This window comes from Nocardioides marmotae, from assembly GCF_013177455.1.
GTDB lineage: Bacteria > Actinomycetota > Actinomycetes > Propionibacteriales > Nocardioidaceae > Nocardioides > Nocardioides marmotae.
The window spans coordinates 2,132,382-2,158,303 of the sequence record NZ_CP053660.1; the positions used below are offsets into that span (position 1 = coordinate 2,132,382).

General features: G+C 72.9%; 24 protein-coding genes and 1 tRNA gene. 9 read left to right on the forward strand and 16 right to left on the reverse strand.

Annotation, left to right across the window (positions count from 1 at the left end; genetic code table 11):
* The first annotated feature begins 16 nt into the window (after window positions 1-16).
* Together HPC71_RS10335 and HPC71_RS10340 are read left to right on the forward strand one after the other, a co-directional pair.
* The gene (locus HPC71_RS10335; protein WP_154614335.1) at window positions 17-631 is read left to right on the forward strand and encodes a hypothetical protein; all 615 of its coding nucleotides are present in this window, start codon (window positions 17-19) and stop codon (window positions 629-631) included.
* On the forward strand, window positions 628-1,983 hold the full coding sequence (locus tag HPC71_RS10340) for a DUF2252 domain-containing protein (RefSeq protein WP_154614334.1): 1,356 nt from the start codon (window positions 628-630) through the stop codon (window positions 1,981-1,983). Before HPC71_RS10335 ends, HPC71_RS10340 begins: the two co-directional genes overlap by 4 nt.
* Before the next feature lie 25 nt (window positions 1,984-2,008).
* On the opposite strand, the gene galK is transcribed toward HPC71_RS10340, so the two are convergent.
* Entirely contained in the window at window positions 2,009-3,175 is a 1,167-nt protein-coding gene (galK, locus tag HPC71_RS10345) for a galactokinase (protein ID WP_171896658.1), read from the reverse strand.
* A 41-nt stretch (window positions 3,176-3,216) separates the two neighbouring features.
* Between galK and HPC71_RS10350 the strand changes: the two genes are divergently transcribed.
* On the forward strand, window positions 3,217-4,653 hold the full coding sequence (locus tag HPC71_RS10350; protein ID WP_171896659.1) for a GuaB1 family IMP dehydrogenase-related protein: 1,437 nt from the start codon (window positions 3,217-3,219) through the stop codon (window positions 4,651-4,653).
* An 11-nt stretch (window positions 4,654-4,664) separates the two neighbouring features.
* On the opposite strand, the gene HPC71_RS10355 is transcribed toward HPC71_RS10350, so the two are convergent.
* From HPC71_RS10355 to HPC71_RS10370, 4 genes are all read right to left on the reverse strand, one after another.
* Window positions 4,665-6,458 (reverse strand): BCCT family transporter, encoded by a 1,794-nt coding sequence (locus tag HPC71_RS10355; RefSeq protein WP_253943985.1) that lies wholly within the window; start codon window positions 6,456-6,458, stop codon window positions 4,665-4,667.
* A 48-nt stretch (window positions 6,459-6,506) separates the two neighbouring features.
* The gene (locus HPC71_RS10360; protein WP_171896660.1) at window positions 6,507-7,091 is read right to left on the reverse strand and encodes a LysR substrate-binding domain-containing protein; all 585 of its coding nucleotides are present in this window, start codon (window positions 7,089-7,091) and stop codon (window positions 6,507-6,509) included.
* 137 nt (window positions 7,092-7,228) lie between these two features.
* Window positions 7,229-7,780, reverse strand: a complete 552-nt coding sequence (locus tag HPC71_RS10365; protein WP_171896661.1) for a type 1 glutamine amidotransferase domain-containing protein — start codon at window positions 7,778-7,780, stop codon at window positions 7,229-7,231.
* Between the two features lie 168 nt (window positions 7,781-7,948).
* The gene (locus HPC71_RS10370; RefSeq protein WP_154614333.1) at window positions 7,949-9,088 is read right to left on the reverse strand and encodes a hypothetical protein; all 1,140 of its coding nucleotides are present in this window, start codon (window positions 9,086-9,088) and stop codon (window positions 7,949-7,951) included.
* Between the two features lie 561 nt (window positions 9,089-9,649).
* On the opposite strand from HPC71_RS10370, the gene HPC71_RS10375 reads away from it, so the two are divergent.
* From HPC71_RS10375 to ppsA, 3 genes are all read left to right on the forward strand, one after another.
* Complete coding sequence (locus tag HPC71_RS10375; protein ID WP_171896662.1) at window positions 9,650-10,057, forward strand: ATP-binding protein; 408 nt, start codon at window positions 9,650-9,652, stop codon at window positions 10,055-10,057.
* Window positions 10,058-10,321: 264 nt separating this feature from the next.
* Window positions 10,322-11,200, forward strand: a complete 879-nt coding sequence (locus HPC71_RS10380) for a pyruvate, water dikinase regulatory protein (protein ID WP_154611645.1) — start codon at window positions 10,322-10,324, stop codon at window positions 11,198-11,200.
* Window positions 11,197-13,614 carry a phosphoenolpyruvate synthase gene (gene ppsA / locus HPC71_RS10385; protein ID WP_154614331.1) on the forward strand — a complete coding sequence of 806 codons (2,418 nt, stop codon included), beginning with the start codon at window positions 11,197-11,199 and terminating at the stop codon, window positions 13,612-13,614. Before HPC71_RS10380 ends, ppsA begins: the two co-directional genes overlap by 4 nt.
* 100 nt (window positions 13,615-13,714) lie before the next feature.
* On the opposite strand, the gene mnhG is transcribed toward ppsA, so the two are convergent.
* Genes mnhG through HPC71_RS10415 form a run of 6 tightly spaced genes read right to left on the reverse strand, consistent with a single transcriptional unit; the run spans window position 13,715 to window position 20,057 of the window.
* Window positions 13,715-14,080, reverse strand: coding sequence for a monovalent cation/H(+) antiporter subunit G (gene mnhG / locus HPC71_RS10390; protein WP_154611643.1), 366 nt, complete (start codon window positions 14,078-14,080; stop codon window positions 13,715-13,717).
* Entirely contained in the window at window positions 14,077-14,385 is a 309-nt protein-coding gene (locus tag HPC71_RS10395; protein WP_154611642.1) for an MrpF/PhaF family protein, read from the reverse strand. Before HPC71_RS10395 ends, mnhG begins: the two co-directional genes overlap by 4 nt.
* Window positions 14,382-14,942 (reverse strand): Na+/H+ antiporter subunit E, encoded by a 561-nt coding sequence (locus HPC71_RS10400; protein ID WP_154614330.1) that lies wholly within the window; start codon window positions 14,940-14,942, stop codon window positions 14,382-14,384. The genes HPC71_RS10395 and HPC71_RS10400 overlap by 4 nt, the downstream gene beginning before the upstream one ends.
* Window positions 14,939-16,642, reverse strand: a complete 1,704-nt coding sequence (locus tag HPC71_RS10405) for a Na+/H+ antiporter subunit D (RefSeq protein WP_171896663.1) — start codon at window positions 16,640-16,642, stop codon at window positions 14,939-14,941. The genes HPC71_RS10400 and HPC71_RS10405 overlap by 4 nt, the downstream gene beginning before the upstream one ends.
* Window positions 16,639-17,184, reverse strand: coding sequence for a Na(+)/H(+) antiporter subunit C (locus HPC71_RS10410; RefSeq protein WP_253943986.1), 546 nt, complete (start codon window positions 17,182-17,184; stop codon window positions 16,639-16,641). Before HPC71_RS10410 ends, HPC71_RS10405 begins: the two co-directional genes overlap by 4 nt.
* The gene (locus HPC71_RS10415) at window positions 17,181-20,057 is read right to left on the reverse strand and encodes a Na+/H+ antiporter subunit A (protein ID WP_171896664.1); all 2,877 of its coding nucleotides are present in this window, start codon (window positions 20,055-20,057) and stop codon (window positions 17,181-17,183) included. Before HPC71_RS10415 ends, HPC71_RS10410 begins: the two co-directional genes overlap by 4 nt.
* Window positions 20,058-20,336: 279 nt before the next feature.
* On the opposite strand from HPC71_RS10415, the gene HPC71_RS10420 reads away from it, so the two are divergent.
* A complete protein-coding gene (locus HPC71_RS10420; protein WP_154611638.1) occupies window positions 20,337-20,798 on the forward strand; it encodes a hypothetical protein in 462 nt (153 codons plus the stop codon).
* Between the two features lie 133 nt (window positions 20,799-20,931).
* Here the strand turns inward: HPC71_RS10420 and HPC71_RS10425 are convergent.
* Window positions 20,932-21,020: transfer RNA gene (locus HPC71_RS10425), tRNA-Leu, on the reverse strand.
* 78 nt (window positions 21,021-21,098) lie between these two features.
* On the opposite strand from HPC71_RS10425, the gene HPC71_RS10430 reads away from it, so the two are divergent.
* Window positions 21,099-22,424 carry a M20/M25/M40 family metallo-hydrolase gene (locus HPC71_RS10430; protein ID WP_154614327.1) on the forward strand — a complete coding sequence of 442 codons (1,326 nt, stop codon included), beginning with the start codon at window positions 21,099-21,101 and terminating at the stop codon, window positions 22,422-22,424.
* Window positions 22,425-22,456: 32 nt separating this feature from the next.
* On the opposite strand, the gene HPC71_RS10435 is transcribed toward HPC71_RS10430, so the two are convergent.
* Complete coding sequence (locus HPC71_RS10435; protein ID WP_154611636.1) at window positions 22,457-22,675, reverse strand: DUF5703 family protein; 219 nt, start codon at window positions 22,673-22,675, stop codon at window positions 22,457-22,459.
* A 4-nt stretch (window positions 22,676-22,679) separates the two neighbouring features.
* A complete protein-coding gene (locus HPC71_RS10440; RefSeq protein WP_154611635.1) occupies window positions 22,680-23,627 on the reverse strand; it encodes an aldo/keto reductase in 948 nt (315 codons plus the stop codon).
* A gap of 74 nt (window positions 23,628-23,701) precedes the next feature.
* Between HPC71_RS10440 and HPC71_RS10445 the strand changes: the two genes are divergently transcribed.
* Entirely contained in the window at window positions 23,702-24,526 is an 825-nt protein-coding gene (locus HPC71_RS10445) for an undecaprenyl-diphosphate phosphatase (RefSeq protein WP_171896665.1), read from the forward strand.
* 27 nt (window positions 24,527-24,553) lie between these two features.
* On the opposite strand, the gene HPC71_RS10450 is transcribed toward HPC71_RS10445, so the two are convergent.
* Complete coding sequence (locus HPC71_RS10450; protein WP_154614326.1) at window positions 24,554-24,877, reverse strand: hypothetical protein; 324 nt, start codon at window positions 24,875-24,877, stop codon at window positions 24,554-24,556.
* 60 nt (window positions 24,878-24,937) lie between these two features.
* The gene (gene corA, locus HPC71_RS10455; RefSeq protein WP_171896666.1) at window positions 24,938-25,918 is read right to left on the reverse strand and encodes a magnesium/cobalt transporter CorA; all 981 of its coding nucleotides are present in this window, start codon (window positions 25,916-25,918) and stop codon (window positions 24,938-24,940) included.
* Between the last annotated feature and the right edge of the window lie 4 nt (window positions 25,919-25,922).

Below are 25,922 nucleotides of genomic sequence, written 5' to 3' on the forward strand. Positions count from 1 at the left end.
TGGTCACCGGTCGCCCATGAAGCTCTACGCCGACGCGACGCCGCGCTTCGCCACCCAGCTCGCGCTCGACGCCCTGCTGGTGGCCTGGGTCGTGCTGTGGATCTGGGTCGGCACCACCGTCCATGACGGCACCATGGCACTCGCTGGCCCGGGGGAGCGGACCGCCGCCTCGGCGACCAGCCTCTCGGAGTCGATGGGCGACGCGGGCAGCTACCTCCAGGGCGTGCCGCTGGTCGGTGACGGCATCGCGGCGCCGTTCCAGCAGGCCTCGGACGCCTCGCAGGCGCTCGCCGAGACCGGCGAGTCGACGGTGCGCGCCGTCGAGCGGCTGGCCCTCTGGCTGGGCCTCTCCATCGCGGTGATCCCGATCCTGGTGGTCGCCTCGCGCTACCTGCCGGGGCGGGTGCGGTTCGCTCGCGAGGCCGCCGCCGCCCAGCAGTACGTCGACGGGCCGGCCGACCTGGAGCTGTTCGCCCTGCGGGCGATGGCCCACCAGCCGCTCCACGTGCTCAACCGGGTCACCGACGACCCGGTCGGCGCCTGGCGCCGCGGCGACGCCGACGTGATCGACCGGCTGGCCCGCCTCGAGCTGGCCGACCACGGGCTGCGACTGCCGGCAGGTGCCCGATGAGCGCCGGCGCCCCCTCCTTCGAGGCCGACGACGAGGCGCGCACCCAGCTGATCGTCGACACCCTCGCGGACGCGTTCGCGCCGCTGATGGAGGCCGACCCGGTGGCCTTCCGCGGCAAGTACCGCACCATGGCCCGCGACCCGCACGCCTTCTACCGGGGCAGCGCCGGGCTGTTCTACGCCGACATGACCGCCGAGCAGGGGCAGGCGATCGACGACGCCTGGGTCGACGAGCGGTCGGGGCGGATCTGGGTCCACGGCGACCTGCACGTGGAGAACTTCGGGACCTACCTCAGCGACGACGGCCGGCTGGTCTTCGACGTCAACGACTTCGACGAGGCGTACCTCGGCCGGTGGACGTGGGACCTGATGCGGTTCGCGGCCTCGCTCGCCCTCGTGGGCTGGCAGAAGGCGCTGCCCGAGCAGGACGTGCGCGACCTGGTCGGGCGCTACGTCGCGGGCTACCTCGACCAGATCGAGGACTACCGCGGCGCCGCCGACGACGCCGCGGAGTTCGCGCTGCACCTGGACAACACCGAGGGGCCGGTCCACCACGCGCTGGTGCAGGCCCGGCAGCGTCGCCGCGCCGACCTGCTCGACGAGAGCACGGTCCGCCTCGACGGCGTCCGGATCTTCCGCGACGACCCGTCGGTGCGCCGGCTGCCCGACGAGGAGCGGGCCGCGGTCGAGGAGGCCTACCGGCGCTACCTGGACACGATCCCCGAGGACAAGCGCCCGCGCCGCCGGCTCTTCCACGACCTGCGCGACGTGGTCGGGAAGTCCGGCTTCGGCATCGGCTCGGCCGGGCTGCCGGCGTACAACCTGCTCATCGAGGGCAACAGCGAGGCGCTCGACAACGACGTGGTGCTGTCGATGAAGCAGGCCAACGTCCCGGCGGTGAGCCGGTTCGTGGACACCGGCGCGGTCGACGGCTACTTCGAGCACGAGGGCCACCGCACGGTGGTGAGCCAGCGGGCGCTGCAGGTGCACACCGACCCGCTGCTGGGGTGGACCGAGCTCGACGGCGTGGGGTACGTCGTCTCGGAGGTCTCGCCCTACGAGGTCGACCTCGACTGGACCGGGCTGACCGAGCCCGACGAGATCGCCGCGGTGGTCGGGCTGCTCGGACGAGCCACCGCGAAGATCCACTGCGCCTCCGACGAGGACAGCGAGCAGGACCTCGTCGACTTCCAGGTGGAGGAGGCCGTCGCGGCCTCCGTCGGCGACCGGCGGGCCGAGCTGCAGGAGTGGCTCGCCGACGTTGCGCTGGCCTACGCCGACCGGGTGCGCGCCGACCACGCGCTGTTCGTCGCGGCCTTCCGCGAGGGCCGGATCGGGGTCTCCTCGACCTGAGCCGGCCCCGCGGGGACCGCCCCGGTCAGAGGGTCCCGGCGCCCGCCGAGGGCACCGCGACCAGGTGGGCCGGGGCCGCGAAGCCGCGCAGCGCGAATTCGGTGTCGATCGCGCGCATGACCGCCTCGACCCGCTCGTCGGGGACGAGCGCGACCGAGGAGCCGCCGAAGCCGCCGCCGGTCATCCGGGCGCCGACCGCGCCGGCCTCGACGGCGACCGCCACCGCGGCGTCCAGCTCGTCGCAGGAGATCTCGAAGTCGTCGCGCATCGAGGCGTGCGAGGCGGCGAACAGCTCGGCGACGGCGTCCCGGTCGCCACGGGTCAGGGCCTCGGCGACGGGCAGCACGCGGTCGGTCTCGGTGACGACGTGGCGCGCCCGCGCCCGGACCCGCTCGTCGGAGATGCGTTCGACCGCCGCCAGGTCGGCCTGGCGCAGCGACGGCACGCCGAGCTCGGCCGCGGCGGCCTCGCAGTCGGCCCGCCGGGCGGCGTACCCGCCGTCGGTCAGCTCGTGGGAGACCCGGGTGTCGGTGACGAGCAGGGTGAGGCCGTCAAGGGCGAGCGGCACCGGGCGGGTCTCGTCGGTGTCGAAGTCGACCAGGAGCGCGGCGCCCGGCTCGCCCAGCACGGCCACGGTCTGGTCCATGCCGCCGGTGGGGGCGCCGGCGACCTCGGTCTCGGCGCGGATGCAGGCGTCGATCGCGAGCCGGCGGGTCGCGGCGTCGAGGTCGCGGCCGGCGAGGGCCAGCACCGCGACCGCGACCGAGCACTCCAGGGCGGCCGAGCTCGAGAGCCCCGCGCCGAGCGGGACCCGGCCGTCGACCAGCACGTCGACGCCGGGGACCTCGATGCCGGCCTCGCCGAGCGCCCACAGCACGCCCGCGGCGTACGCCGCCCAGCCGGTGGGCCCGCCCGGGCCGGCCTCGGCGAGCGTCCCCTCCCAGGTGGCGTCGTCCTGGAGGCTCGCGAACCGCGCCCGCCCGTCGGTGCGCGGGGCGGCGGCGACGTACGTCGCGTGCGGCAGCGCCAGCGGCAGGACCCGCCCGCGGTTGTAGTCGGTGTGCTCGCCGATCAGGTTCACCCGGCCCGGCGCCCGGCCGACGACGGTCGCGGGGGCGGCGTACCTCCGCTCGAAGGCGGCGCGCAGGTCGGCGGCGATCTGGTCGGGGCGGCCCGGGGCGAGTTGGCTCACAAGCCCACCCTAGGAACACCGGGCACGTAGACTCGCACCACGTGCAGTTCCTCCACGACGCGCGGCCCGCGCACGACCTGACCTACGACGACGTCTTCATGGTCCCGCGCCACTCCACGGTGGCCAGCCGGTACGACGTCGACCTGTCCACCGACGACGGCACCGGAGCGACGTTGCCGCTGGTGGTCGCCAACATGACCGCGATCGCCGGCAAGCGGATGGCCGAGACGGTCGCCCGGCGCGGCGGCCTGGTGGTCATCCCGCAGGACATCCCGATCCCCGTCGTCGCCGACGTGGTGCGGTGGGTGAAGTCCCGGCACCTGGTCGTCGACACGCCCATCGAGCTGACGCCGCACCAGACCGTCGCCGAGGCGCTCTCGCTGATCCCGAAGCGGGCCCACCGGGCCGCGGTCGTCGTCGACGGCGGGCGGCCCGTGGGCGTGGTGGCCGAGGCGGACTGCACCGAGGTCGACCGGTTCGCCCAGGTGCAGGAGGTGATGAACCGGTCCTTCGTGCAGATCCCCGCCGACACCGACCCGCGCGAGGCGTTCGACGCCCTCGACAAGGCGCGCGAGCCGCTCGCGGTCGCCGTCGACCCCGACGGCGCGCTCGTCGGCATGCTCACCCGCACCGGCGCCCTGCGGGCCACGCTCTACACGCCCGCGGTCGACGCCCGCGGCGGCCTGCGCATCGCGGCCGCGGTCGGCGTCAACGGCGACGTCGCGGACAAGGCGGGGCGCCTGCTCGAGGCCGGGGTCGACTGCCTGGTCGTCGACACCGCCCACGGCCACCAGGACCGGATGCTCGACGCGCTGCGTGCGGTGCGTGCCCTCGACCCGACGGTCCCGATCGTGGCCGGCAACGTCGTCGACGCCGACGGCACCCGCGCGCTGGTCGAGGCCGGCGCGGACGTCGTCAAGGTCGGCGTCGGCCCGGGCGCGATGTGCACGACGCGGATGATGACCGGCGTCGGCCGCCCGCAGTTCTCCGCCGTGCTCGAGTGCGCCGCGACCGCGCGGGGCCTCGGCGCGCGCGTGTGGGCCGACGGGGGAGTGCGCCACCCCCGCGACGTCGCTCTGGCGCTGGCCGCGGGCGCGTCCAGCGTGATGATCGGGTCCTGGTTCGCCGGCACCCACGAGTCGCCCGGCGACCTGGTCGAGGACCCCGACGGGCGCGCCTACAAGGTCTCCTTCGGCATGGCCTCGGCCCGCGCGGTCGCCCACCGGACCTCGGCGGAGTCGGCGTACGACCGGGCGCGCAAGGCGCTCTACGAGGAGGGGATCTCCTCCTCGCGGATGTACCTCGACCCCGCCCGCCCCGGCGTGGAGGACCTCATCGACCAGATCTGCTCCGGCGTCCGGTCGGCGTGCACGTACGCCGGCGCGCGCGACCTCACCGAGCTGCACGAGCGCGCGCTGGTGGGCGTCCAGTCCGCCGCCGGCTACCAGGAGGGGCGTCCGCTCGCCACCTCCTGGTGAGCCGGCCCGGATCAGCGGTCGACGGTCGCCGCTGACCCGTCGGTCGGGGCGGCCGGGTCGGCCGGGTCGGCCGCGGCCGGGACCGCCTCGAAGGAGAGCGCGAAGTCGTCGCCATGCTCGGTGACACCCGCGACGACCGCCTGCTCGACGGCCTCCACGGCGTACTGGCGACGCACGACGAGCGGGTCCTGGCGCAGGTCCTTGACCAGCGAGACCGTCAGCCCGAGCATGACCACCACGAACGGCAGCGCCGCGACGATGGTGAGGGTCTGCAGGCCGGTCAACGCCTTGGAACCGCCGACGAGGAGCATCACCGCGGCCACCGCACCGGTGGCCACACCCCAGAAGATGACCGTGGGTCGGCGCGGCTCCGTGGTGCCACGCTCGGAGAGCGTGCCCATCACGATCGAGGCGGCGTCGGCGCCGGAGACGAAGAAGATCGCGACCAGCACCATGACCAGGATGCTGGTGGCCGTCGCCCAGGGGAAGGCCTCGAGCGTGGCGAACAGCTGCGACTCCAGGCCGTCGGCGCCGGCGATGTCGGTGCCGTTGCGCTGGAGGTCGATCGCGGTGCCACCGAAGATGACGAACCAGACCAGGGTGATCGCGCTCGGGACGAGGAGCACGCCGCTGACGAACTGGCGGATGGTGCGCCCGCGGGAGATCCGGGCGATGAACATGCCGACGAACGGGGTCCAGGAGAGCCACCAGGCCCAGTAGAAGATCGTCCAGCTCTGGAGCCAGTCGGCGGTCTCGGGGCCTGCGGCCCCGGTGCGCGCGGCCATCGACGGCAGGTCGCCGAGGTAGGTGCCGAGCGCGGTCGGGAGCAGGTTGAGGATGAAGACCGTGGGGCCGACCACGAAGATGAAGAGGGCGAGCAGGACGGCCAGCATCCCGTTGATGTTGGAGAGGTACTGGATGCCGCGGGCCACGCCGGAGACCGCCGAGGCGACGAACGCCAGGGTCAGCACGGCGATGATCCCGACGAGCACGCCGTTGCCGACCTCGCCGAGGCCGCCGACGATCTGCAGGCCGCTGCGGATCTGGAGGGCGCCGAGGCCCAGGGAGGCCGCGGATCCGAAGAGCGTCGCGAAGATCGCGAGCATGTCGATGACCTTGCCGCCCCAGCCGCTGGCGTGGCGGCCGAGCAGCGGCTCGAAGGCAGCCGAGATGAGCTGAGCACGGCCCTTGCGGAAGACGCCGTAGGCGATGGTCAGGCCGACGATGGCGTAGATCGCCCACCCGTGGAGCGTCCAGTGGAAGATGGTCGTGGCCAGCGCGGTCTGCGCGGCCTCGGGGTTGCCGGCCTCACCGGTGCCGGGCGGCGGGCTGGTGAAGTACGACACGGGCTCGCTGACGCCGTAGAACATCAGGCCGATGCCCATGCCGGCGCTGAACATCATCGCGACCCAGGAGAAGGTGCTGAACTCCGGCTCCTCGTCGTCGCGGCCGAGCGGGATCCGGCCGAACTTGCTGAGCGCGATCCAGATGACGAAGACGACGAAGCCGCTCGCGGTCAGCACGAACAGCCAGCCGGTCGACTCCATCACCCATGCCAGCGCGCTGCTCGAGGCGGAGGCCAGGGAGTCGGTGCTGACAAAGCCCCACACGATCAGCGCGACGGCGACCCCGGCGCTGACGCCGAAGACGACGCGGTCCAGGCCGCGCTCGATCCGCTGCTCCTCGGGCACGGCGTCGAGCGCGGGGTGCACGACGTCGACCGGTGGTTGGGTGAGGGCGTCGGCGACGCGCCGCGCCGTCGTCCGCTCCTCGGGGATGCCGGGGGACTGTTGCTGGGTGGTCACAAACGCTCTCCTTACCCACCCCCGGCCCGGTCCTCACTGTGGCGAGGACTACCCCCGGGTGCTGCGGGCGGTGCGACCGCGCACGATGCCGACGAACGCCTGGCACTGCTCGTCGTCGCGCTCGACGCGCCAGGCCAGGGCGACCGTCGTCGGAGCGAGGTCGGTCACGACCCGGTGCTCGACGTCCTTGCGGTTGTGCAGCCGGGCCACCGACATGGGGAGGATCACCACCCCGGTGCCGCTGGCGACCACCTCGATGGCGTCCTTGACCGACATGGGCGGCCAGTCCAGCTGCGGTACGTCGGGGCGCCAGCCGGAGCGGTGGGGGAGCACCAGCTGCTCCTCGGCGAGGTCGGCCAGCGTGACCTCCTCGGCGAGGGTCAGCAGGTGCTCGGTGCCGACGACGGCGACCGGCAGCTCGTCGTACAGCGCGATGACGTGGAGACCGTCGCGGTTCACGGGCAGCCGCACGAGGCACATGTCGACCTCGCCGTCCCGCAGCACGCGCTCCTGGTCCTCCTCGGTGACCGGGACCAGCTCGAGGGGCTCGCGGCGGCGGCGCTCCCGCCAGTTCCGGGCCCACTTGTCGGGGGTCGCGCCGGTCACGAAGCCGACACGGAACGGCGGGGTCACGGGCTCGACCCTAGGGCGTTCCTGCTCCGCGTCCCGCGCCGGCTCCGGCTGCCGCGCCCCGGCCTCCGGGCCGTTGCGGGCGGGGCGGCTCCGCTGCGGTGGTCGCCGCGCCGGCCGGAACCCCCGCCCCCGCCCGCTCACGGGCGCTGGGCCACCAGCGCGAGGAGCTCGCGGTTGAAGGCGGGCAGGTCGTCGGGCTGGCGGCTGGTCACCAGGTTGCCGTCGACCACGACCTCCTCGTCGACCCAGGTGCCCCCGGCGTTGCGGATGTCGGTCTGCAGGCTCGGCCACGACGTGAGCCGCCGGCCGCGCACCACGTCGGCCTCGACGAGCACCCACGGGGCGTGGCAGATGACCGCGGTCGGCTTGCCGGAGCCCACGAAGTCCCGGACGAAGGACACCGCGGACTCCGAGGTCCGCAGCAGGTCGCCGTTCGGGGCGCCACCGGGGAGCACGAGCCCGTCGAAGTCCTCGACGCTGACCTCGTCGACGACCTTGTCCACCGCGAAGGTGTCGGCCTTGTCGAGGTGGTTGAACGCCTGCACCTCGCCGGTCTCGGTGCTGAGGAGGACCGGCGTGCCGCCCGCCTCCTTCACCGCCTCCCACGGGCCGGTGAGCTCGGCCTGCTCGATCCCCTCGGTCGAGACGAGGAACGCGATGGTGGTGCCGGACACGGACTGCTCTGCCACGGGTCTCCCTCTCCAGTGCTGCTGGTCGGACGTTTCGGTCGGCGTCCGGTGACCGGCCGCCGGGGGCTCGAAACCGGGAACAACGGACGGTGACCCTCGGCAGGCAGGAACGGCGAAACCCCTGCCGCCGCGCCCGAACGCGGTGACAGGGGTTCCTGGGAGGCTGTGTCAGCCGAAGGTGATGTGCTGGGTCGCCCTCACGGAGCCGGCGACCGCTTTGACGGTGCCTGTCGTGCCGGTCTTGAGCCAGTCCTTCCAGAAGGCCGACTTGGCCTTGAGGACCACCGGCTTGGTCTTGCCTCCCGCGATGACCGCCTTGCCGACGGCGATCACCTGGGAGCCGGCCCACCGGCCATAGAGCTTCACCGTGACCGTGCACTTGAACACGCAGCCGACCGTCACAGCCACGTGGTTGTGCTTGTCCTTCTTCGCCACCGGCTCGATCGTGATCTTCTGAACCGGGTCGGCCGCGACCGGTGCGGCGCCGAGGCAGGTCACCGCCAGGTCAGCCGTCGTCGCCTCGTCGAAGGGGTTGGCGAAGCGGAACATCCGCTGGGTGCCGCGCGGGTCGTTACCTAGGTAGGCGAGCCCGGAGTCTGCGGGGAAGGAGAAGGACGGTGTGAGCGAGACCGTGCCGGTCGGACAGGGGACGTTCGCCTCGGTGATCCCCTCGCCGGCCTCGAAGGCCAGGCCGACGTCGGAAGCGACCACCGCGGGGGCGTCCTTGGCGAGCGGAGCGGACAGCTTCAGGTCCAGGCACCGTGCCGTGAAGCTGACGAAGCTCGGGTCCTCGAGAAAGGAGACCTCGAAGGTCGCTCGGCGAAGCTTGCTGTCCGCCTGGACCTTGGACGCGACGACGGCAGAGGTGCCCGCGTCGTAGCCCAGGGCGAACGGGATCTGGTCCGCCTTGCACTCGAGGGTCCTGGTGCCGACGCTCGAGACGCCCACGACGGTCGCGTCGGAGAAGGTGAAGCCGTGGGAGTGCTTGTCCTGGACAGCGGCGGTGGTGAGGGAGAGACAGGAGACCTTGAGCTTCCCCTGGGCACGCACGTCGTTGTCGTTGCGGACCGTGACGGTCCAGCTGGACGTGCCCTGGAGCCGGCTGGAGGTCACGAAGACGGAGGAGACGTCACCGTCGTCCACCGCATCGGTGAGGAAGCCGCCGCTCGTGGCGAAGTAGCCGTCGGCGCACGTGATGGTCTCGGTGACGGTCGTGCCGGCCCCGACGCTGAGGTGGGCCTCGGCGTCGGTGGTCTGGATGCCGTGGCCGGCTGTCTGGATCGAGCCGGCGCCGGCGGCGCCGGTCATGAGGGGGGAGGCGAGTGCCGTTGCGGCGGCCAGGACGGCCGCTCCCCCCAGTGCTGTGCTGCGCAAGCCTCGCATGAGGCAGTCCTCTCCCTCGGGTAGGCGCCCGGACCGCCGGTGATGTCAGTCGAAGGGTGGGTGCTCGGAGCCATTTGCACCACGACCGACCACGGACGGCGGCGGGCTCCGACCCCGCCTCGAGGACGTCTTCCCAGGCAGGGGGCGGGTTCCCGCCCGTGGCGGCGGTCCAGTCGACCGGACCAGCCGTCAGGACCGGGTGTCCGTACCGGGGGAGCAGACCAGGTTGCCCCCGGTGCGGCGGGGGAGTGTCCTGGAGGGTTCGGCCACCACCCGTTCCGGTGCACGGAGGGCCCTGGCGGAGCGGGGAACCGCACCAGCGGCGACCATGCGTGCGCGCCGGATCCGCCGCGGTGACCAACGACCCCGACGCGGTTCGGTCACGGCGCGCGCCGTTCGCGCTCGATCGGTGAACGGACGGTTTCGGATGCGGCGCCGGCGGTCATGGGACGGGGGACCACCGACCGCACCGCGAGGAGCGATGGCATGGGGCGCCAGCACGACGACGAGACCTGCGTGACGATGCGGCTGCCCTACCAGCCCAGCAGCGTCCGGCGAGCACGACACCTGCTGACCGAGGACCTGCGCCGCTCCGGGCTCCGGGAGAGCGTCGTGGACGACGCCGGGCTCGTGGTCAGCGAGCTGCTCACCAACGGGCTCGTCCACGGCCGGCCGAACGCCGACGAGCGGATCGCGGTCTCGTGGTGCCTGCGCCCCGACCACCTGTGGCTCAGCGTCATCGACGGCGGCGACGTCGCCGAGCTCCGCCCGGTCGACCTGAACGACCACGCCCTGAGCGGTCGCGGGCTCGCGATCGTCGACCACGTCTGCGAGAGCTGGCGCTTCGACCGGACCGACGGGACGCGGGTGACCGCCGAGCTCGCCTACGCCTGAGCCCCGGACGCACCCCGGGCACACCCTGGACGCACCCCGGGCGGGGGCACGGGCCGCGACCCGGAGGTCGCGGCCCGCGGACGGCCGGAGCACTGGGGGGAGGCCCGGGCCGTCGTCGACACGGTCCCCCGGTGTGACAGGAGTCATGCATCCTCGGCGGTGGAATCTTCCGCTGGATGCGAGTCGGACGCGTCCGCGCTGCGGACCTGTGCTCGGGTGGGAACGGGACGGACTACGGTGCAGGCACCGGGACGAAGGCAGGCGATGGACGCGAACAGCGAGCAGGACGTCGTACCTGTGTTCTTCCTGTCCGACTCCACCGGCATCAGCGCCGAGACGATGGGCAACGCGCTGCTCCTGCAGTTCCCCGACCTGCAGTTCGAGCGGACGCTCATCCCGTTCATCCACACCGTCGAGGACGCCGCCCGGGTGGTGGAGATGCTCGACGAGGTCGCCGACGGGCCGGTCGTGCCGTTGGTGTTCACCACCGCGGCCAGCGACGAGGTCCGGGCCGCGCTCGCGCGGACGCGGGCGCCGATCATCGACTTCTTCGAGATGCACATGAACCGGGTCGAGGCGATCCTGGGCCGGCGCGGCCGCCGCGAGGCCGCCCGCCTGCACGGCGTGGGCGACATCAAGCGCTACAACGCCCGGATGGCGGCGGTGGAGTTCACCATCGAGCACGACGACGGCCAGAGCCTGCGGGCGCTGGAGAAGGCCGACGTCATCCTGCTGGCGCCCTCGCGCTGCGGCAAGACCCCGACGAGCATGTACCTCGCGCTCCAGCACGGCCTCTTCGTGGCCAACTACCCCCTCGTCGACGAGGACCTCGACGACGACGACCTGCCCGAGGTGGTCCGGCCCTACCTGGACCGCTGCTTCGGGCTGGTCACGACCGTCGACCGGCTCAGCCGGGTCCGCAACGAGCGGCGCCCCGGCTCGCGGTACGCCTCGCCCGACCAGTGCCGCTGGGAGCTGCGCCGCGCCGACGCGCTCTTCCGCGCGCACCGGCTGCCGGTCATCGACTCCTCCGCGAAGTCGGTCGAGGAGATCTCCGCCCTGATCCTCCAGACGCTCAAAGCCAGCGCGCGCAAGCAGGCGCGCCGACAGCAGGACGCCAGCACCGAAGGGAAACGCCCATGACCAGCCAGCCCACCTCGAACATCCGGTGGTTCTCCGACCTCGGCCTCGCCGACCTGGAGGAGGTCGGTGGCAAGAACGCCTCGCTGGGCGAGATGGTCTCCCAGCTCGCCGACCTCGGGGTGAGGGTCCCGGACGGGTTCGCCACCACCTCGGGGGCCTTCCACCGCTTCATCGGCGAGACCGGGCTGGCCGAGCGGATCGCGGGCCTGCTCGACGGCCTCGACACCGACGACGTACGCCGCCTGGCCGAGGTCGGCCGCGAGATCCGCGACGCGGTGGTCGCCCAGCCGTTCCCCGAGGACCTCGAGGCCGACATCCGCACCGCCTACGAGCAGCTCGCCACGGCCTCGGCCGGGGCCGGCGGCGAGGCGCCGTCCTTCGCGGTCCGCTCCTCGGCCACCGCCGAGGACCTGCCGGACGCCTCCTTCGCGGGGCAGCAGGAGACCTTCCTCAACGTCCGCGGCATCGAGTCGGTGCTCACCGCGATCCGCGAGGTCTTCGCCTCCCTCTACAACGACCGGGCGATCGCCTACCGGGTGCACCACGGCTTCGCCCACGGCGACGTCGCGCTCTCCGCCGGCGTGCAGCGCATGGTCCGCTCCGACCTGGCCGCCTCGGGCGTGATGTTCACGATGGACACCGAGTCCGGCTTCACCGACGCCGTCTTCGTGACCTCCGCCTACGGGCTGGGCGAGGGCGTCGTCCAGGGCGCGGTCAACCCCGACGAGTTCTACGTCTACAAGCCGGCCCTGCGCGCCGGTCGCCCCGCGGTGCTCAAGCGCGGCGTCGGCGGCAAGGCGACCAAGATGGTCTACACCGACGACGCCACCGTCGGCCGCACCACCGAGTTCGTCGACGTCTCCCCGCAGGAGAGCCGGCGGCTCTCGCTGACCGACGAGGAGGTCCAGGAGCTCGCTCGCCACGCGCTGACCATCGAGGAGCACTACGGCCGCCCGATGGACATCGAGTGGGGCAAGGACGGCCTCGACGGACAGCTCTACGTGCTGCAGGCCCGGCCGGAGACGGTGCAGTCGCGCCGCACCGGTGCGCTCGAGCGGTTCAAGATCGACCGGGCGGTCACGCAGGACGCCCCCGTGCTCGTCGAGGGCCGCGCGATCGGCCAGAAGATCGGCGCCGGCGCCGTGCGGGTGCTGAGCTCGGTCGAGGACATGCACGAGTTCAACGCCGGCGAGGTGCTGGTCGCCGACATGACCGACCCCGACTGGGAGCCGATCATGAAGCGAGCCTCGGCCATCGTCACCAACCGCGGCGGCCGGACCTGCCACGCCGCGATCATCGCCCGCGAGCTCGGCATCCCCGCCGTGGTCGGCACCGGCAGCGCGACCGACGCCCTCGCCGACGGGCGCGAGGTCACGGTCTCCTGCGCCGAGGGCGACACCGGCCTGGTCTACGAGGGCCTGCTCGACTTCGAGATCGAGCGCACCGAGCTCGACTCGATGCCCGAGGTCCCGGTGAAGATCATGATGAACGTCGGCACCCCCGAGCAGGCCTTCGCCTTCTCCCAGCTGCCGAACGCCGGGGTCGGCCTGGCGCGGCTGGAGTTCATCATCAACCGCCAGATCGGCATCCACCCCAAGGCGCTGCTCGACCTGGCCAGCGACCCCGACTCCCTCCCCGCCGACCTGCGCGAGGAGGTCGAGGAGCTCACGGCGGCGTACGCCGGACCGCGGGAGTTCTTCGTCCAGCGGGTCGCCGAGGGCGTCGCGATGATCGCGGCGGCGTTCGCGCCGGAGCCGGTGATCGTCCGGATGAGCGACTTCAAGTCCAACGAGTACGCCAACCTCGTCGGCGGCGAGCGCTACGAGCCGCACGAGGAGAACCCGATGATCGGCTACCGCGGCGCGTCGCGGTACCTCTCGGAGGACTTCGTCGACTGCTTCGCCATGGAGTGCGAGGCGCTGCGGCACGTGCGCGACGAGATGGGGCTGACCAACGTCAAGGTGATGATCCCCTTCGTCCGCACCACCAGCGAGGCGGCGGGCGTCATCGAGCTGCTCAAGAAGCACGGGCTGGAGCGCGGGAAGAACGACCTCCAGGTCGTGATGATGTGCGAGGTCCCCTCCAACGCGGTGATCGCCGAGCAGTTCCTCGAGCACTTCGACGGCTTCTCGATCGGCTCCAACGACATGACCCAGCTGACCCTGGGCCTGGACCGCGACTCCGCGCTGGTCGCGGGGTCCTTCGACGAGCGCGACGCGGCCGTGCTGCACATGCTCGAGCTCGCCATCCGGGCCTGCAAGGCCCAAGGCAAGTACGTCGGCATCTGCGGGCAGGGGCCCTCGGACCACCCCGACCTCGCGCGGTGGCTGCTCGACCAGGGCATCGAGTCGATGTCGCTCAACCCCGACACCGTCGTCGACACCTGGCTGCACCTGGCCAAGGCCGCGGACTGACCCGACCGCGACGGTCGCAGACGAGGGGGGCCGGGAGACCGGCCCCCCTCGGTCGTCCGCGGGGTGGTCGCGAGGTGGACGCGAGGGTGACGGCGGCGGCCTACGGGGCCCCGCGGGGCTCCTCGTAGGCCGAGGTGTCGCGGAGGTCGTCGACCACGAGCAGGTCCTCGCGCACCTGCCCGGCGCGGAACGAGGCCCGGCCGACCATGTGGCTGGCCACCACGCTGGTGGCCATCTGCAGGAGCACCACGAGCAGCAGCAGGCCGAGGACCGACGGCTCACGCAGGCGCAGCGCCAGCCCGGCGACGACGAGCACCGTGCCGAGCACCTGGGGCTTGGTGGCGGCGTGCATGCGGCTCAGCAGGTCCGGCATCCGCACCTGGCCGATCGCCGCGACGAGGGTCAGGGCGGCGCCGACCAGGAAGCACGCCGCGGCCGCGCCGTCGGCGAGGAGGGTCCAGCTCATGGGCGCCTCCCGGCAGCACGCTCGTCGTCGCCGTTCTCGGCCTGGAGGTCGTCGCTGCGGCTGGTGTAGCGCGCGACGCTCACCGCGCTGACGAAGGCGCACCCGGCCAGGACCACCAGCACCGGGAGCGCGTAGGTCTCGCCGGTGTGGGCGGTGAGCAGGGCGATCGCGCACACGGTGACCGCCACCATCACGTCGAGCGCGACGCTGCGGTCCAGGATCGTGGGCCCGATGGTCATCCGGACGACGAGCAGCAGGGCCGCGACCACCAGGATGGCTCCGGCCACCACCAGGACGACGGTCATGCGCGGACCTCCTTGTGCGGGCGCGGCGGGAGGGCTCGCAGCACCCGCTGCTCCAGGTCGAGGGCGTCGCGGCGGAACGCCTCGGCGCTCTCCCGGTCGGGCACGTCGAGCACGTGCAGGAACAGCGTGTGGGTCGACCGGCGGGCCTCGACGACCACCGACCCCGGGACGAGGGAGAGCATCGAGGCGACCAGGGTCATCACGAAGTCCGAGGAGCTCTCCAGGTCCACCGCGACGACGGCGTTGCGGAACGGCCGCCGGCGCAGGACCACGCCGGAGACCTGGATGCTGGCGCGCACGACGTCGACCGCGAAGCGCCCGACCAGCGCGGCGAGGGCCAGCGGCCGCACGCCGGAGGCGAGGTCGATCGGGGGCAGGGGGAACATCACGCAGACCAGGACCGCGACGAGGACGCCGCCGATGACCAGCACCGGGGTGACCTCGCCCCACAGGGCCAGCCACACGAGGGTCAGCCAGAGCACGGCGAGCGGCTGCACGGCGCGGTAGCGCGCCGGCCGCGTGCTCCCGTCGCGTCGGGTGCGCAGCACCGGGCTCATCGGTCCTCACCCGTCAGCACCGAGGTCAGGTACGGCCCGCGGTCGTGCAGGTCCGCGGCCGCGCGGTCGCACAGCGCGTAGAGCGGCCCGGCGACGACGCTGAGCAGCACGCTCGCGGTGACCAGCGCGGCCGCGGGGCCGAGCATGCCGCGGGGGGAGTCACGGTTGTCGTCGCCGGCCTCGATCAGGGTGTAGAAGTCCCGGTCGGGGGTGTCGTCGTCGCCGAGCCGCCGCGCCTCCTCGATGTCGGCGCGGGAGACCACGCCCCCGGCGGTGTGGACGTGCCCGCGGTGCGCGTGCACCGCGTGGGTGTCGTGCCCGGGCACCGGCTCCCCGCCGGCGTCGTCGGTGGCGCCGATCGCCTCGAGGGCCTCGTGGGCCTCCAGCGGCGTCCGCCAGAAGGCGACCGCCCACGTCTTGGCGACGGCGTACAGCGTCAGGAGGCTGGTGATCGCGCCGCCCGCGACCAGCGTCCACGCCAGCGCGCTGCCGTCGTCCTGCGCGGCCTGGAAGAGCCCCACCTTGCCGATGAAGCCGGAGAACGGCGGGATGCCGGCGAGGTTCATCGCCGGGACGAAGAACAGCACCGCGAGCAGCGGCGCGATCCGGGCCAGGCCGCCGATCCGCATCAGGGCCGTGCTGCCGGCCCGCCGCTCGACCAGGCCCAGCACGAGGAACAGCGCGGTCTGGATGGTGATGTGGTGGACGACGTAGAACGTGGTGCCGGCCGTCCCGGCCCGGCTGTCCAGCGCGATGCCGAGGATGAGGTAGCCGATGTGGCTGACCAGGGTGAAGGACAGCATCCGCTTGATGTCGGACTGCGCGACCGCGCCGAGGATCCCGACGAGCATCGTCAGCAGGGCGGCCCACAGCAGCAGGTCGGTCAGCGGGCTGTCGGGGAACAGCAGCGTCTGCATGCGCAGGATCGCGTAGACGCCGACCTTGGTGAGCAGGCCCGCGAAGACCGCGGTGACCGGCGCCGGGGCGGTGGGGTAGCTGTCCGGCAGCCAGAACGACAGCGGGAAGACCGCCGCCTTGATCGCGAACGTGGTCAGCAGGAGCAGCTGGATCATCAACGAGACGTGGTCGGGCAGCTCGGCGAGCTTGTCGGCGAGGTCGGCCAGGGTCAGGGTCCCGGTCGCGGCGTAGGTGACCGCGAGGCTGATGAGGAACAGCGTCGAGGACAGCAGGTTGACCAGCACGTAGATCGTGCCCGCGCGGATCCGGGTCGCGGTGCCGCCCAGGGTCAGCAGGACGTAGCTCGCGAACAGCAGCATCTCGAAGCTGACGAACAGGTTGAACAGGTCGCCGGCGAGGAAGGCGTTGGCGACGCCCGCGACGAGCACGAGGAACGTCGGGTGGTAGACTGAGAGCGGCGCACCCTCCTCGTCCTCGGTCATGCCCTGACCGACGGAGTAGGCGAGGACCGCGAGGGTCACCAGGGCGCTGACCAGCAGCATCAGGGCCGCGAGCCGGTCGGCGACGAGCACGATGCCGAGCCGCTCGGGCCAGGCGCCGATCCACACGGTCTGCGGGCCGTGCTGGTCGGCCTGGTAGAGCAGCACGCCGGCGATCGCGACGACGCCGCCGAGCACGGCCAGGCTCAACCAGCGCTGGATGTGGGGGTGCCGGCCCAGCGCGAGGGTGGCGCCGGCGCCGAGGATCGGCAGCAGGACCGGGAGGGGGACGAGGGCGTTCACCAGCCGGCTCCCTTCGCCTCGGCCGCGTCGGCGCGGAGCGGGTCGCTCTCGATCGGGTCGCCGGTGCGCGGATCGGCCCCGAGCGGGTCGTCGTGCGGACCCTCGCCGGGGTCGCCGCTGGAGTCGTCGCCGGGGAACTCCGAGGTCGTGGCGTCGTACGCCTCGGAGGTGACGTCGATGGTCGCCAGGCGCCGCACGGTGGCGTCCTCGACGTCGTCCTGGACGTCGTCGTGGCCGTTGAGCTGCCAGCTGCGGTAGGCCATGGCCAGCACGAACGCCGTCGTGGCCATCGTGATGACGATGGCGGTGAGCACCATCGCCTGCGGGAGCGGGTCGGAGATGCCGGCGCCGTCGCCGTCCTTGCCGACGATCGGGGCCTTGCCGGCCGGGCCGCCGGCGACGAGGAAGCCGAGGCTGACGCCGTTGCCGATCATCACCAGGCCGACCAGCACCCGCGAGAGGCTCCGCTCGAGCAGCAGGTAGACCCCGCAGCCGAGCAGCGCCGCGGTGACGACCACCAGGGTCAGGTTGACGTCGATCACGCGCGTGCCTCCTCGGCCTCGCGCAGGGCGCGCTGGATGTCGCGGTCGATGTGGGAGCCCAGGGCGCGCAGCAGGTCCAGGACCAGGCCGACGACCACGAGGTAGACCCCGATGTCGAAGCCGACCGAGGTCACCAGGTGCAGCGTGCCGAGCGGGCCGAGCGGGACGTCGAAGACGGCCGACTGGAGGACCTCGCCGCCGAAGGCCATGGGGATGACCGCGGCGAGGGCGGCGATGGCCAGACCGGAGCCGATGAGCCGGCCGGCGTCGACCGGTGCGGCCTCGTTGAGCTCGTAGCGCCCGCCCGCGAGGTAGCGGACCACCAGCGCCAGGCCGGTCGTCATCCCGGCCGCGAAGCCGCCGCCCGGCGCGTTGTGCCCGGCGAGGAGCAGGTAGATCGAGATGACCACGAGGGTGTGGAAGACCAGCCGGGTCATCACCTCGAAGATGATCGAGCGCTTGTCCGGCGGGAGGGTGCGGGACCCGGGCAGCCAGGCACGGCGGCCGGGCGCGGTCGGCACCTTGGGCACCGTCGTCGGGTAGGGGATCTCGTGGACCCGCCGGATCTCCGCGCCCCGGGTGTTGATGAAGATCAGGCTGGCCACGCCGGTCGCGGCGGTGATGAGGACGGCGATCTCGCCGAGGGTGTCCCAGGCGCGGGTGTCGACGAGGATCACGTTGACGATGTTCTTGCCGCCGCCGAAGTCGACGGCCTGCTGCGGCAGCCCCAGCGACACCGGGTCGGCGGTGCGCGCGGAGACGGCCACGAGCAGGAAGCCCGCGGTGACCACGCCGACGCCCAGGCCGATCGCGGCGCGGACGTAGCGCTGGCGGCTGAGCGGTCGGTCGGTGAAGTACTCCGGGAGCCGGCGCAGCGCGAGGACGAAGACCACGACGGTCAGCGTCTCGACGAGCGCCTGGGTCAGCGCGAGGTCCGGGGCCCCGTGGACCACGAACAGCAGCGCCGTGCCGTAGCCGGTGACGCCGACGAGCAGGACGGCGCGGATCCGGCGGCGCGAGCGGGCGGTCATCACCGCGGCGCACACGATCACCACGCCGATGACGGCCTGCACGGGGGTGTCCCACACCCGCACGCGCAGGTCGCCGAGGCCGCGGACCATCGCCGAGCCGGGGACGACGATGACGACGACCAGGATGATGCCGAGGTACGCCGCCGCGGAGCCGCGCTGCACGACACCGGTCAGCTCCACCGCGCTGCGGTCGAGCAGCCGCATGCCGGCGTGGTAGGCCCGCTCCATGCTCCAGTCGTGCACGAACCGGGCCTGGAACCGGGCGACCGGCTCGCGGGCGAGGAACAGCAGGGCGCCGACGCCGAGGGAGAACGCGGTCAGCAGCAGCGGGAGGCCCACGCCGTGCCACAGGGTGAGCTCGGCCTCGTGGACACCGGGCGGGAACGCGTCGGCCTGCCCCGCGAGCGCCGTGCTCAGCGGGTGGCCGAGGAAGCCGAGGACCAGTGAGAGCGCCCCGAGGGCGACCGGGGCGGCGACGAACCCCGCGGACGGGCGGTGCACCTCCACCGGCTCGGCGACCGAGCGGCGGCCGAAGGCGCCCCACACGAAGCGGGCGGAGTACGCCGCGGTGAGCACCGAGCCGAGGACCACGCCGGCCAGGACGAGCCAGCCCGCGAGGTGCCCGAGGCCGGTGCCGTCGCCCTTCTCGGCGACGTCGAGCAGCGCGACGAGGACGCTCTCCTTGGCGACGTACCCCAGCAGCGGCGGGACGCCGGCCATCGAGGCCGCCGCGAGCCCGGCCGCGACGGCGAGCGCGGGCATCTTCCCGGCCAGGCCACTGAGCCGGCGCAGGTCGCGGGTGCCGGTGCTGTGGTCGATGATGCCGACGGTGAGGAACAAGGTGGCCTTGAACAGCGCGTGCGCCAGCAGGAGCGCGAGGCCGGCGAGCATGGCCGCGCGGGTGCCGGTGCCGAGCACCAGCACCAGGAAGCCCAGTTGGCTGACGGTGCCGTAGGCGAGCAGCAGCTTGAGGTCGTTCTGGCGCAGCGCCCGGATGCCACCGAGCAGCATCGTGGCGACACCGAGGGTGAGCAGGACCGCCCGCCAGCCGGGGACGCCCGCGAAGGCCGGGGCGAGGAGGGCGACGAGGTAGACGCCGGCCTTGACCATCGACGCGGCGTGCAGGTACGCGCTGACCGGGGTCGGGGCCGCCATCGCCGCCGGGAGCCAGAAGTGGAAGGGCACCAGGGCGGACTTGCTGATCGCCCCGATGAGCAGCAGGAGGACGGCGACCGTGACGGCCGTGCCGGCCGGCGGGTCGGCCAGGATCTCGCTGATCCGGAAGGTGCCGGCCTGGTGGCCCAGCATGATCGCGCCGACCAGCATCACCAGGCCGCCCAGGGTGGTGACCACCAGCGCCTGGATCGCCGCCCGGCGGCTGCTGCGCCGGGCGGAGTCGTGCCCGATCAGCAGGAAGGAGAAGACGGTCGTGAGCTCCCAGAACACGTAGAGCAGGAGCAGGTCGTCGGCGAGGACCAGGCCGAGCATCGCGCCGATGAAGGCGACCAGGACGCCCGCGAACCGGGGCACGCCCGGCTCGTCGTCGTCGAAGTACCAGGCGCAGTAGGCGAGCACCAGGGCGCCGATGCCGAGCACCACCAGCGCCATCACCCACTGCAGGGTGCCCATGGCGAAGGCGAGCTCCATGCCGATGCTGTCGACCCAGGGGTGGACCTCGACGCGGGTCGCGCCGTCGACGACGTCGGGCCCGATCGCGGCGAGCCAGCCGGTGCCGGCGAGCGGGACGAGCGCGAGGGCGAGGAACGTGCGGCGGCCGCCGCGCAGGACTGCCCAGGGGGACAGCGCTGCCGCCGCGAGGAGAGCGGCGATCAGCAGCAGCACAGGCGGGTGTCCTCCCGGTCGGGATGGGCGTGGCGGGCGGAGCGGGCGACGGCTCCACGGACTCCAATCGTACGGGGGTGCGAACCATTCCCCTGACCGGTGAGGCGTCCCTGGGCGAAGATGGGTGGTGGACCCCATAGAGGCGTGCGCGGGCCTCCGAACCCGGGTCCGGCCCAGCCGCTAGCCTCCGCCCGTGACGATCGAGGATGCCAGGGAAGCCGGCTGGGACGCGGGTGTGGCGGGCGTGGTGGTCGTCGGCAGCGGCTTCGGGGGCGCGGCATGACCCGCCACACCCTCCGCAGCCTCCGGCGGGCCTGGTCCGGCCTGCGACCGCTCGCGCCCGAGGAGGTGCTGGCCACCTCGGTCGGCGACCTCCGGGCCTCCTTCGTCGCCCCGCTCGGCCGGGTCGCGCCCCGCGGCCTGGCGCTGGTCGGGCTGCGCGACTGGCACGGCAAGCGCTTCCGCGCCGACGACCGGGGCTCGGTCACCGGGGTCAACCTGGTCCGGCGGGGCGGTGCGCTGGAGGAGACGATGCCGATGGTCGTGACCCTCGGGGTCTCCCTCGTCGACGACCTGCCGGCGCTGCTGGTGACCTACCCGCCGAGCACCCGCAAGCCGTGGCCGTGGGTCCGCGACGAGCTGCGCGGGCTGCCCGACGGCACGGTCGTCGGGATGACGGTCGTGGACCTCCCGGGGCTGCGTGCCGCCGGCGGCATGCCGTTCCTGCTCACGCCCGGCTGACCGGCCTCGCCGGCCCCACCAGCCCCCTGGGGCCCGTCTCCGGGCCCGAGGGCGGTCGACCCCGGGAAGCAGAAGATCCCACCGCCGGCCCGCCTTCCGGCGGGGCCCTGCGATGGGATCCGATCCACTGATCTGGTGTCCGAGGGGGGACTTGAACCCCCACGCCCTAATACGGGCACTAGCACCTCAAGCTAGCGCGTCTGCCAATTCCGCCACCCGGACGAGTGCGGAGAAAACGTACTACACAGGTGTCGTGCGGACCGAATCGGGCAGGTCCTCGACCGGTGTCATGCTGGCCCCATGGCCACGACTGCTCGGGACGACGTGACGTACGACCCCGCTGCGGAGGTCGTCGACCTCTGCCGCGACCTGATCCGGATCGACACCTCCAACTACGGCGACCAGCAGGGGCCGGGGGAGCGGAAGGCGGCCGAGCACGTCGCGGCGCTCCTCGACGAGGTCGGCATCGGGAGCCGGTTGATCGAGTCCGAGCCCGGCCGCACCTCATTGATCGCCCACTGGGGCGGTGGCGGCAGCCGCGAGGACGCGCTGCTGCTGCACGGCCACCTCGACGTGGTCCCGGCGGCGGCCGAGGACTGGCAGGTCGACCCGTTCTCCGGTGAGATCCAGGACGGCTACGTGTGGGGCCGCGGCGCGGTCGACATGAAGGACTTCGACGCGATGCTGCTCTCGGTCGTGCGGGCCCGGCAGCAGGCGGGCCGGGCGCCGGAGCGGCCGGTCGTGCTCTGCTTCACCGCCGACGAGGAGGCCGGCGGCCACAAGGGCGCCCAGGTGATCGTCGAGCAGCACCGCGACGAGCTCGAGGGCGTGACCGAGGCCGTCGGCGAGGTGGGCGGGTTCTCCGCCACCGTCCGGGGCCGCCGGGTCTACCTGATCGAGGCCGCCGAGAAGGGCATGGCCTGGATGAAGCTCACCGCCCGCGGCCGCGCCGGCCACGGCTCGATGATCAACACCGACAACGCCGTCACCCGGCTCAGCGCGGCCGTCGCGCGGATCGGCGCGCACGAGTGGCCGGTGCGCCTGACGCCCACGATGGAGGTGCTGCTCGCGACGGTGGCCGACCTCGCGGGCACCGAGGCCACCCCCGAGAACGCCGCGACGCTGATCGAGGAGTTCGGGGGAGCGGCGCGGATGCTCGGCGCGGTGATCAGCAACACGACCAACCCGACGATGCTGTCGGCGGGCTACAAGGTCAACGTGATCCCCACCGAGGCGACGGCGTACGTCGACGGGCGCTTCCTGCCCGGCTTCGAGGACGAGTTCTTCGCGACCCTGGCCGAGCTGACCGGCGAGGGCATCGAGATCGAGCACGTCTCCCACCAGCAGCCCTGGGAGACGCCGTACGACGGCGACCTCGTCGCCGCGATGACCCGCTCGATCCTCGCCGAGGACGAGGAGGCCGTCGTCGCGCCGTACCTGATGAGCGGCGGCACCGACGCCAAGCACTTCCGCAAGCTCGGGATGCGCTCCTACGGGTTCGCCCCGCTGCGGCTGCCGGCCGACCTCGACTTCACCGCGCTCTTCCACGGCGTCGACGAGCGGGTGCCGGTCGACGCGCTGGAGTTCGGCGCGCGCGTCTTCGACCGGTTCCTCGACCAGGTCTGACCCCGGGGCCCGGGCCCGCTCCGGCGGACCCCTCAGGCGGTGCGGACGGCGCGGATGATCCTGCGCCGCAGGATGACCCGGCGGGTGCCGTCGGCGGTGATCCGGACCCGGTCGAGCTCCCAGCCGCCGTGCTCGGCACGCTCGACGAGGAGCTTGGTGACGACGTTGCGGGAGAACTCGCGGGAGAACGTCACCTTGTCGAACTCCCACTCGACCCCGCGGTTCAGCTGCAGACGGTGGCTCCGGGACATGGCTTCATTCTCCGGACACGTCGTCGAGCGCCTCGACGATCTCGGCCGGCAGGACGAGCTCGTCGATGCCGAGCGCGCCCCGCAGCTGCGTGGCGGTGCGGGCGCCGACGATCGGCGCGGTGACGCCGGGCTGGTCGCGCACCCAGACCAGGGCGACCTCCAGCGGGGACCAGCCGAGCCCGTCGGCGGCGCGGGCGACGGCCTCGACGATGCCGGCCGACCGCTCGTTGAGGTAGCTGCCGACGAAGCCGGCGAAGTGGGCGGAGGCGGCCCGGGAGTCCGAGGGCGTCCCCGAGCGGTACTTCCCGGTGAGCACGCCCCGGCCCAGCGGCGACCAGGGCAGCACGCCGAGGCCGAGCGCCTCGCAGGCCGGGATCACCTCGGCCTCGACCGCACGGTTGAGCAGGGAGTACTCCACCTGGGTCGACGCCAGCACCGCGCGGCCCGGCACGGCCCGCTGCCAGGTCGCGGCCTGGGCGGTCTGCCAGCCGGTGTAGTTCGAGACCCCGACGTACGACGCCCGGCCGGTCGAGACCGCGAGGTCGAGCGCGGTGAGCGTCTCCTCCAGCGGGGTCTCGTCGGACCACAGGTGCACCTGCCACAGGTCGACGTGGTCGACGCCGAGCCGGCGCAGGGAGGCGTCGAGCGTGGTGAGCAGGTGGCCGCGGGAGGTGTTGTACTCCCGGCCACCGCGGCGCGCGCCGATGCCGGCCTTGGTCGCGAGCACGACCTCGTCGCGGTCGACCACGTCGCCCAGGAGCGAGCCGATGAGCTCCTCGGAGGCCCCGCCGCCGTACCCGGCGGCCGTGTCGAGCAGCGTGCCGCCCGCCTCCGTGAAGGCGACGAGCTGGTCGCGCGCCTCGTGCTCGTCGGTGTCGCGACCCCACGTCATCGTGCCCAGGCCCAGCCGGGAGACCTTCAGACCGGTGGCACCCAGAGACCTGTGCTGCATGCCGACAACGTAGTGGGCGCCGCCCCGCACGCCGCGCCCGGCTCGCGGGTCCGCGACTCGTAGGATCTCCGCCCGTGTGGGAATTCCTCCAGGCCGTCGTGCTCGGGACCATCCAGGGTCTGACCGAGTTCCTGCCGATCTCCAGCAGTGCGCACCTCCGGATCTTCCCGGAGATGTTCGGGTGGGGAGACCCGGGCGCCGCGTTCACCGCGGTGATCCAGATCGGGACCGAGCTGGCCGTGCTCATCTACTTCCGCCACGACATCTGGCGGATCGCCACGGCCTGGCTGCGCTCGCTGGTCAAGCCGGAGTACCGCGGCACGCTCGACGCCCGGATGGGCTGGTTCATCATCATCGGCTCGCTGCCGATCGTGGTGCTGGGCGTGGCGCTCAAGGACGCCATCGAGTCCGACTTCCGCAGCCTGTGGATCATCGGCACCACGCTGATCGTGCTCGGCATCGTGCTCGGCGTGGCCGACAAGCTCAGCGCCTCGAACAAGTCGATCAAGCAGATGAACCTGCGCGACGCCGTCCTCATGGGCCTGGCCCAGGCCTGCGCCCTGGTGCCCGGCGTCAGCCGCTCCGGCGCGACCATCTCGATGGGCCGGATCCTCGGCTACGAGCGCGAGGCCGCGACCCGCTACGCGTTCCTGCTCGCCATCCCCGCGGTGGTCGGCGCCGGGCTCTTCGAGCTCAAGGAGATCCCGAACGGCGAGAACACCTACGGCTGGGGACCGACGATCACCGCGACCGTCGTCTCCTTCATCGTCGGGTACGCCGCCATCGCCTGGCTCCTGCGCTACGTCTCCACCCGCTCCTACGCACCGTTCGTGATCTACCGCATCGGGCTCGGCGCGCTGGTGCTCGTCCTCGTCGGCACGGGCGTGCTGGTCGCCTGAGCCGCGGCGCCCATCCGGGCTGACCGCCTAGCAGTCCCCGCCGGACCCGCCGCCACCGTCGGCCGACCCGCCCGACGCGGCGCCTCCGTCGCCGTGGCCGCCGTGCCAGTGGCCGCGCGGTCGCCCGCCTCCGGTCCGATCCGGGAGCGGCGCGACCAGGCCGACCAGGAACAGCGCCGCGATGCCCACCGCGATCACCCCGCCGGCCAGGACCACGCCGGCGCGGGCCGGGTCGCCGGTGCGCAACGCCGCCACGACGCACCCGGCGAGCACGAGCAGCGCGGCCGCGGCGAAGACCGCCCACGGCAGGCGCGGCCAGGCGGGGACGCTCAAGGTCCGGCGGTGGTCCATCACCCGAGTGTGCGCCGCCGGCGGGCCGGAGACCAGGGGCGCGCCGGCATCCGCGGCCCGCTACAGCCAGCCGGAGCGCTTGAAGAAGATCCAGAGCACCGCCGAGGACCCGACCATCAACGAAAGCGCGAACGGGTAGCCGAAGGTCCAGTGCAGCTCGGGCATCTGGGAGAAGTTCATGCCGTAGATCCCGGCGATCAGCGTCGGTACGACGACGAGCGCGGCGCCAGCGGAGATCTTTCGCATGTCGTCGTTCTGCTGCACCGAGATCCGGGAGACCTGGGCGTCGAAGGCCGAGGACAGCATCGTCTCTAGGTTGTCGACGACCTCGTCGACCTGGCCGAGGTGGTCCAGGACGTCGCGGAAGAACGGCCCGGCCTCGGGGGCGATCCCCTCGACCTCCCCGGCGGCGAGCCGGCGCATCGGGTCGCGCAGGGGCAGCACGGCGCGGCGTACCTCCGCGATCTCCCGCTTGAGGGTGTAGATCCGCGCCGAGTCGTCGGATCGGGTGGGGGCGAAGACCGACTCCTCGACCTCGTCGACGTCCTGCTCGAGCTCCAGGGCGACCTCGCGGTAGGCGTCGACCACGGAGTCGCAGACGGCGTAGACCACCGCGGAGAGCCCGTGGTCGAGGACCCGCCGGTGCTCCTCGAGGTGCTGCCGGGCCGGCCGCAGGTCCGCGCCGCGCCCGTGCCGCACGGTGACGACGAAGTCCGGGCCGATGAACATGTTGATCTCGCCGGTCTCCACGGCGTCGTCCGCGTCGACGTACCAGAGCGTCTTGAGCACCAGGAACAGGCTGTCGGCGTACCGCTCGAGCTTGGGCCGCTGGTGGGCGTTGACGGCGTCCTCGACCGCCAGGGGGTGCAGCCCGAAGGCCGCGGCGACCTCGGACAGCTCGTCCATGTCGGGCTCGTGCAGGCCCAGCCAGACGAAGTCGCCCTCCTCGCGGACCTCCGCCCGCAGCCGGGCGTAGTCGTGCGCCTCGCACTCGTCCGGGACCCGGGCGCCGTGCCGGTAGAGAGCGCTGTCGACGATCACCCCG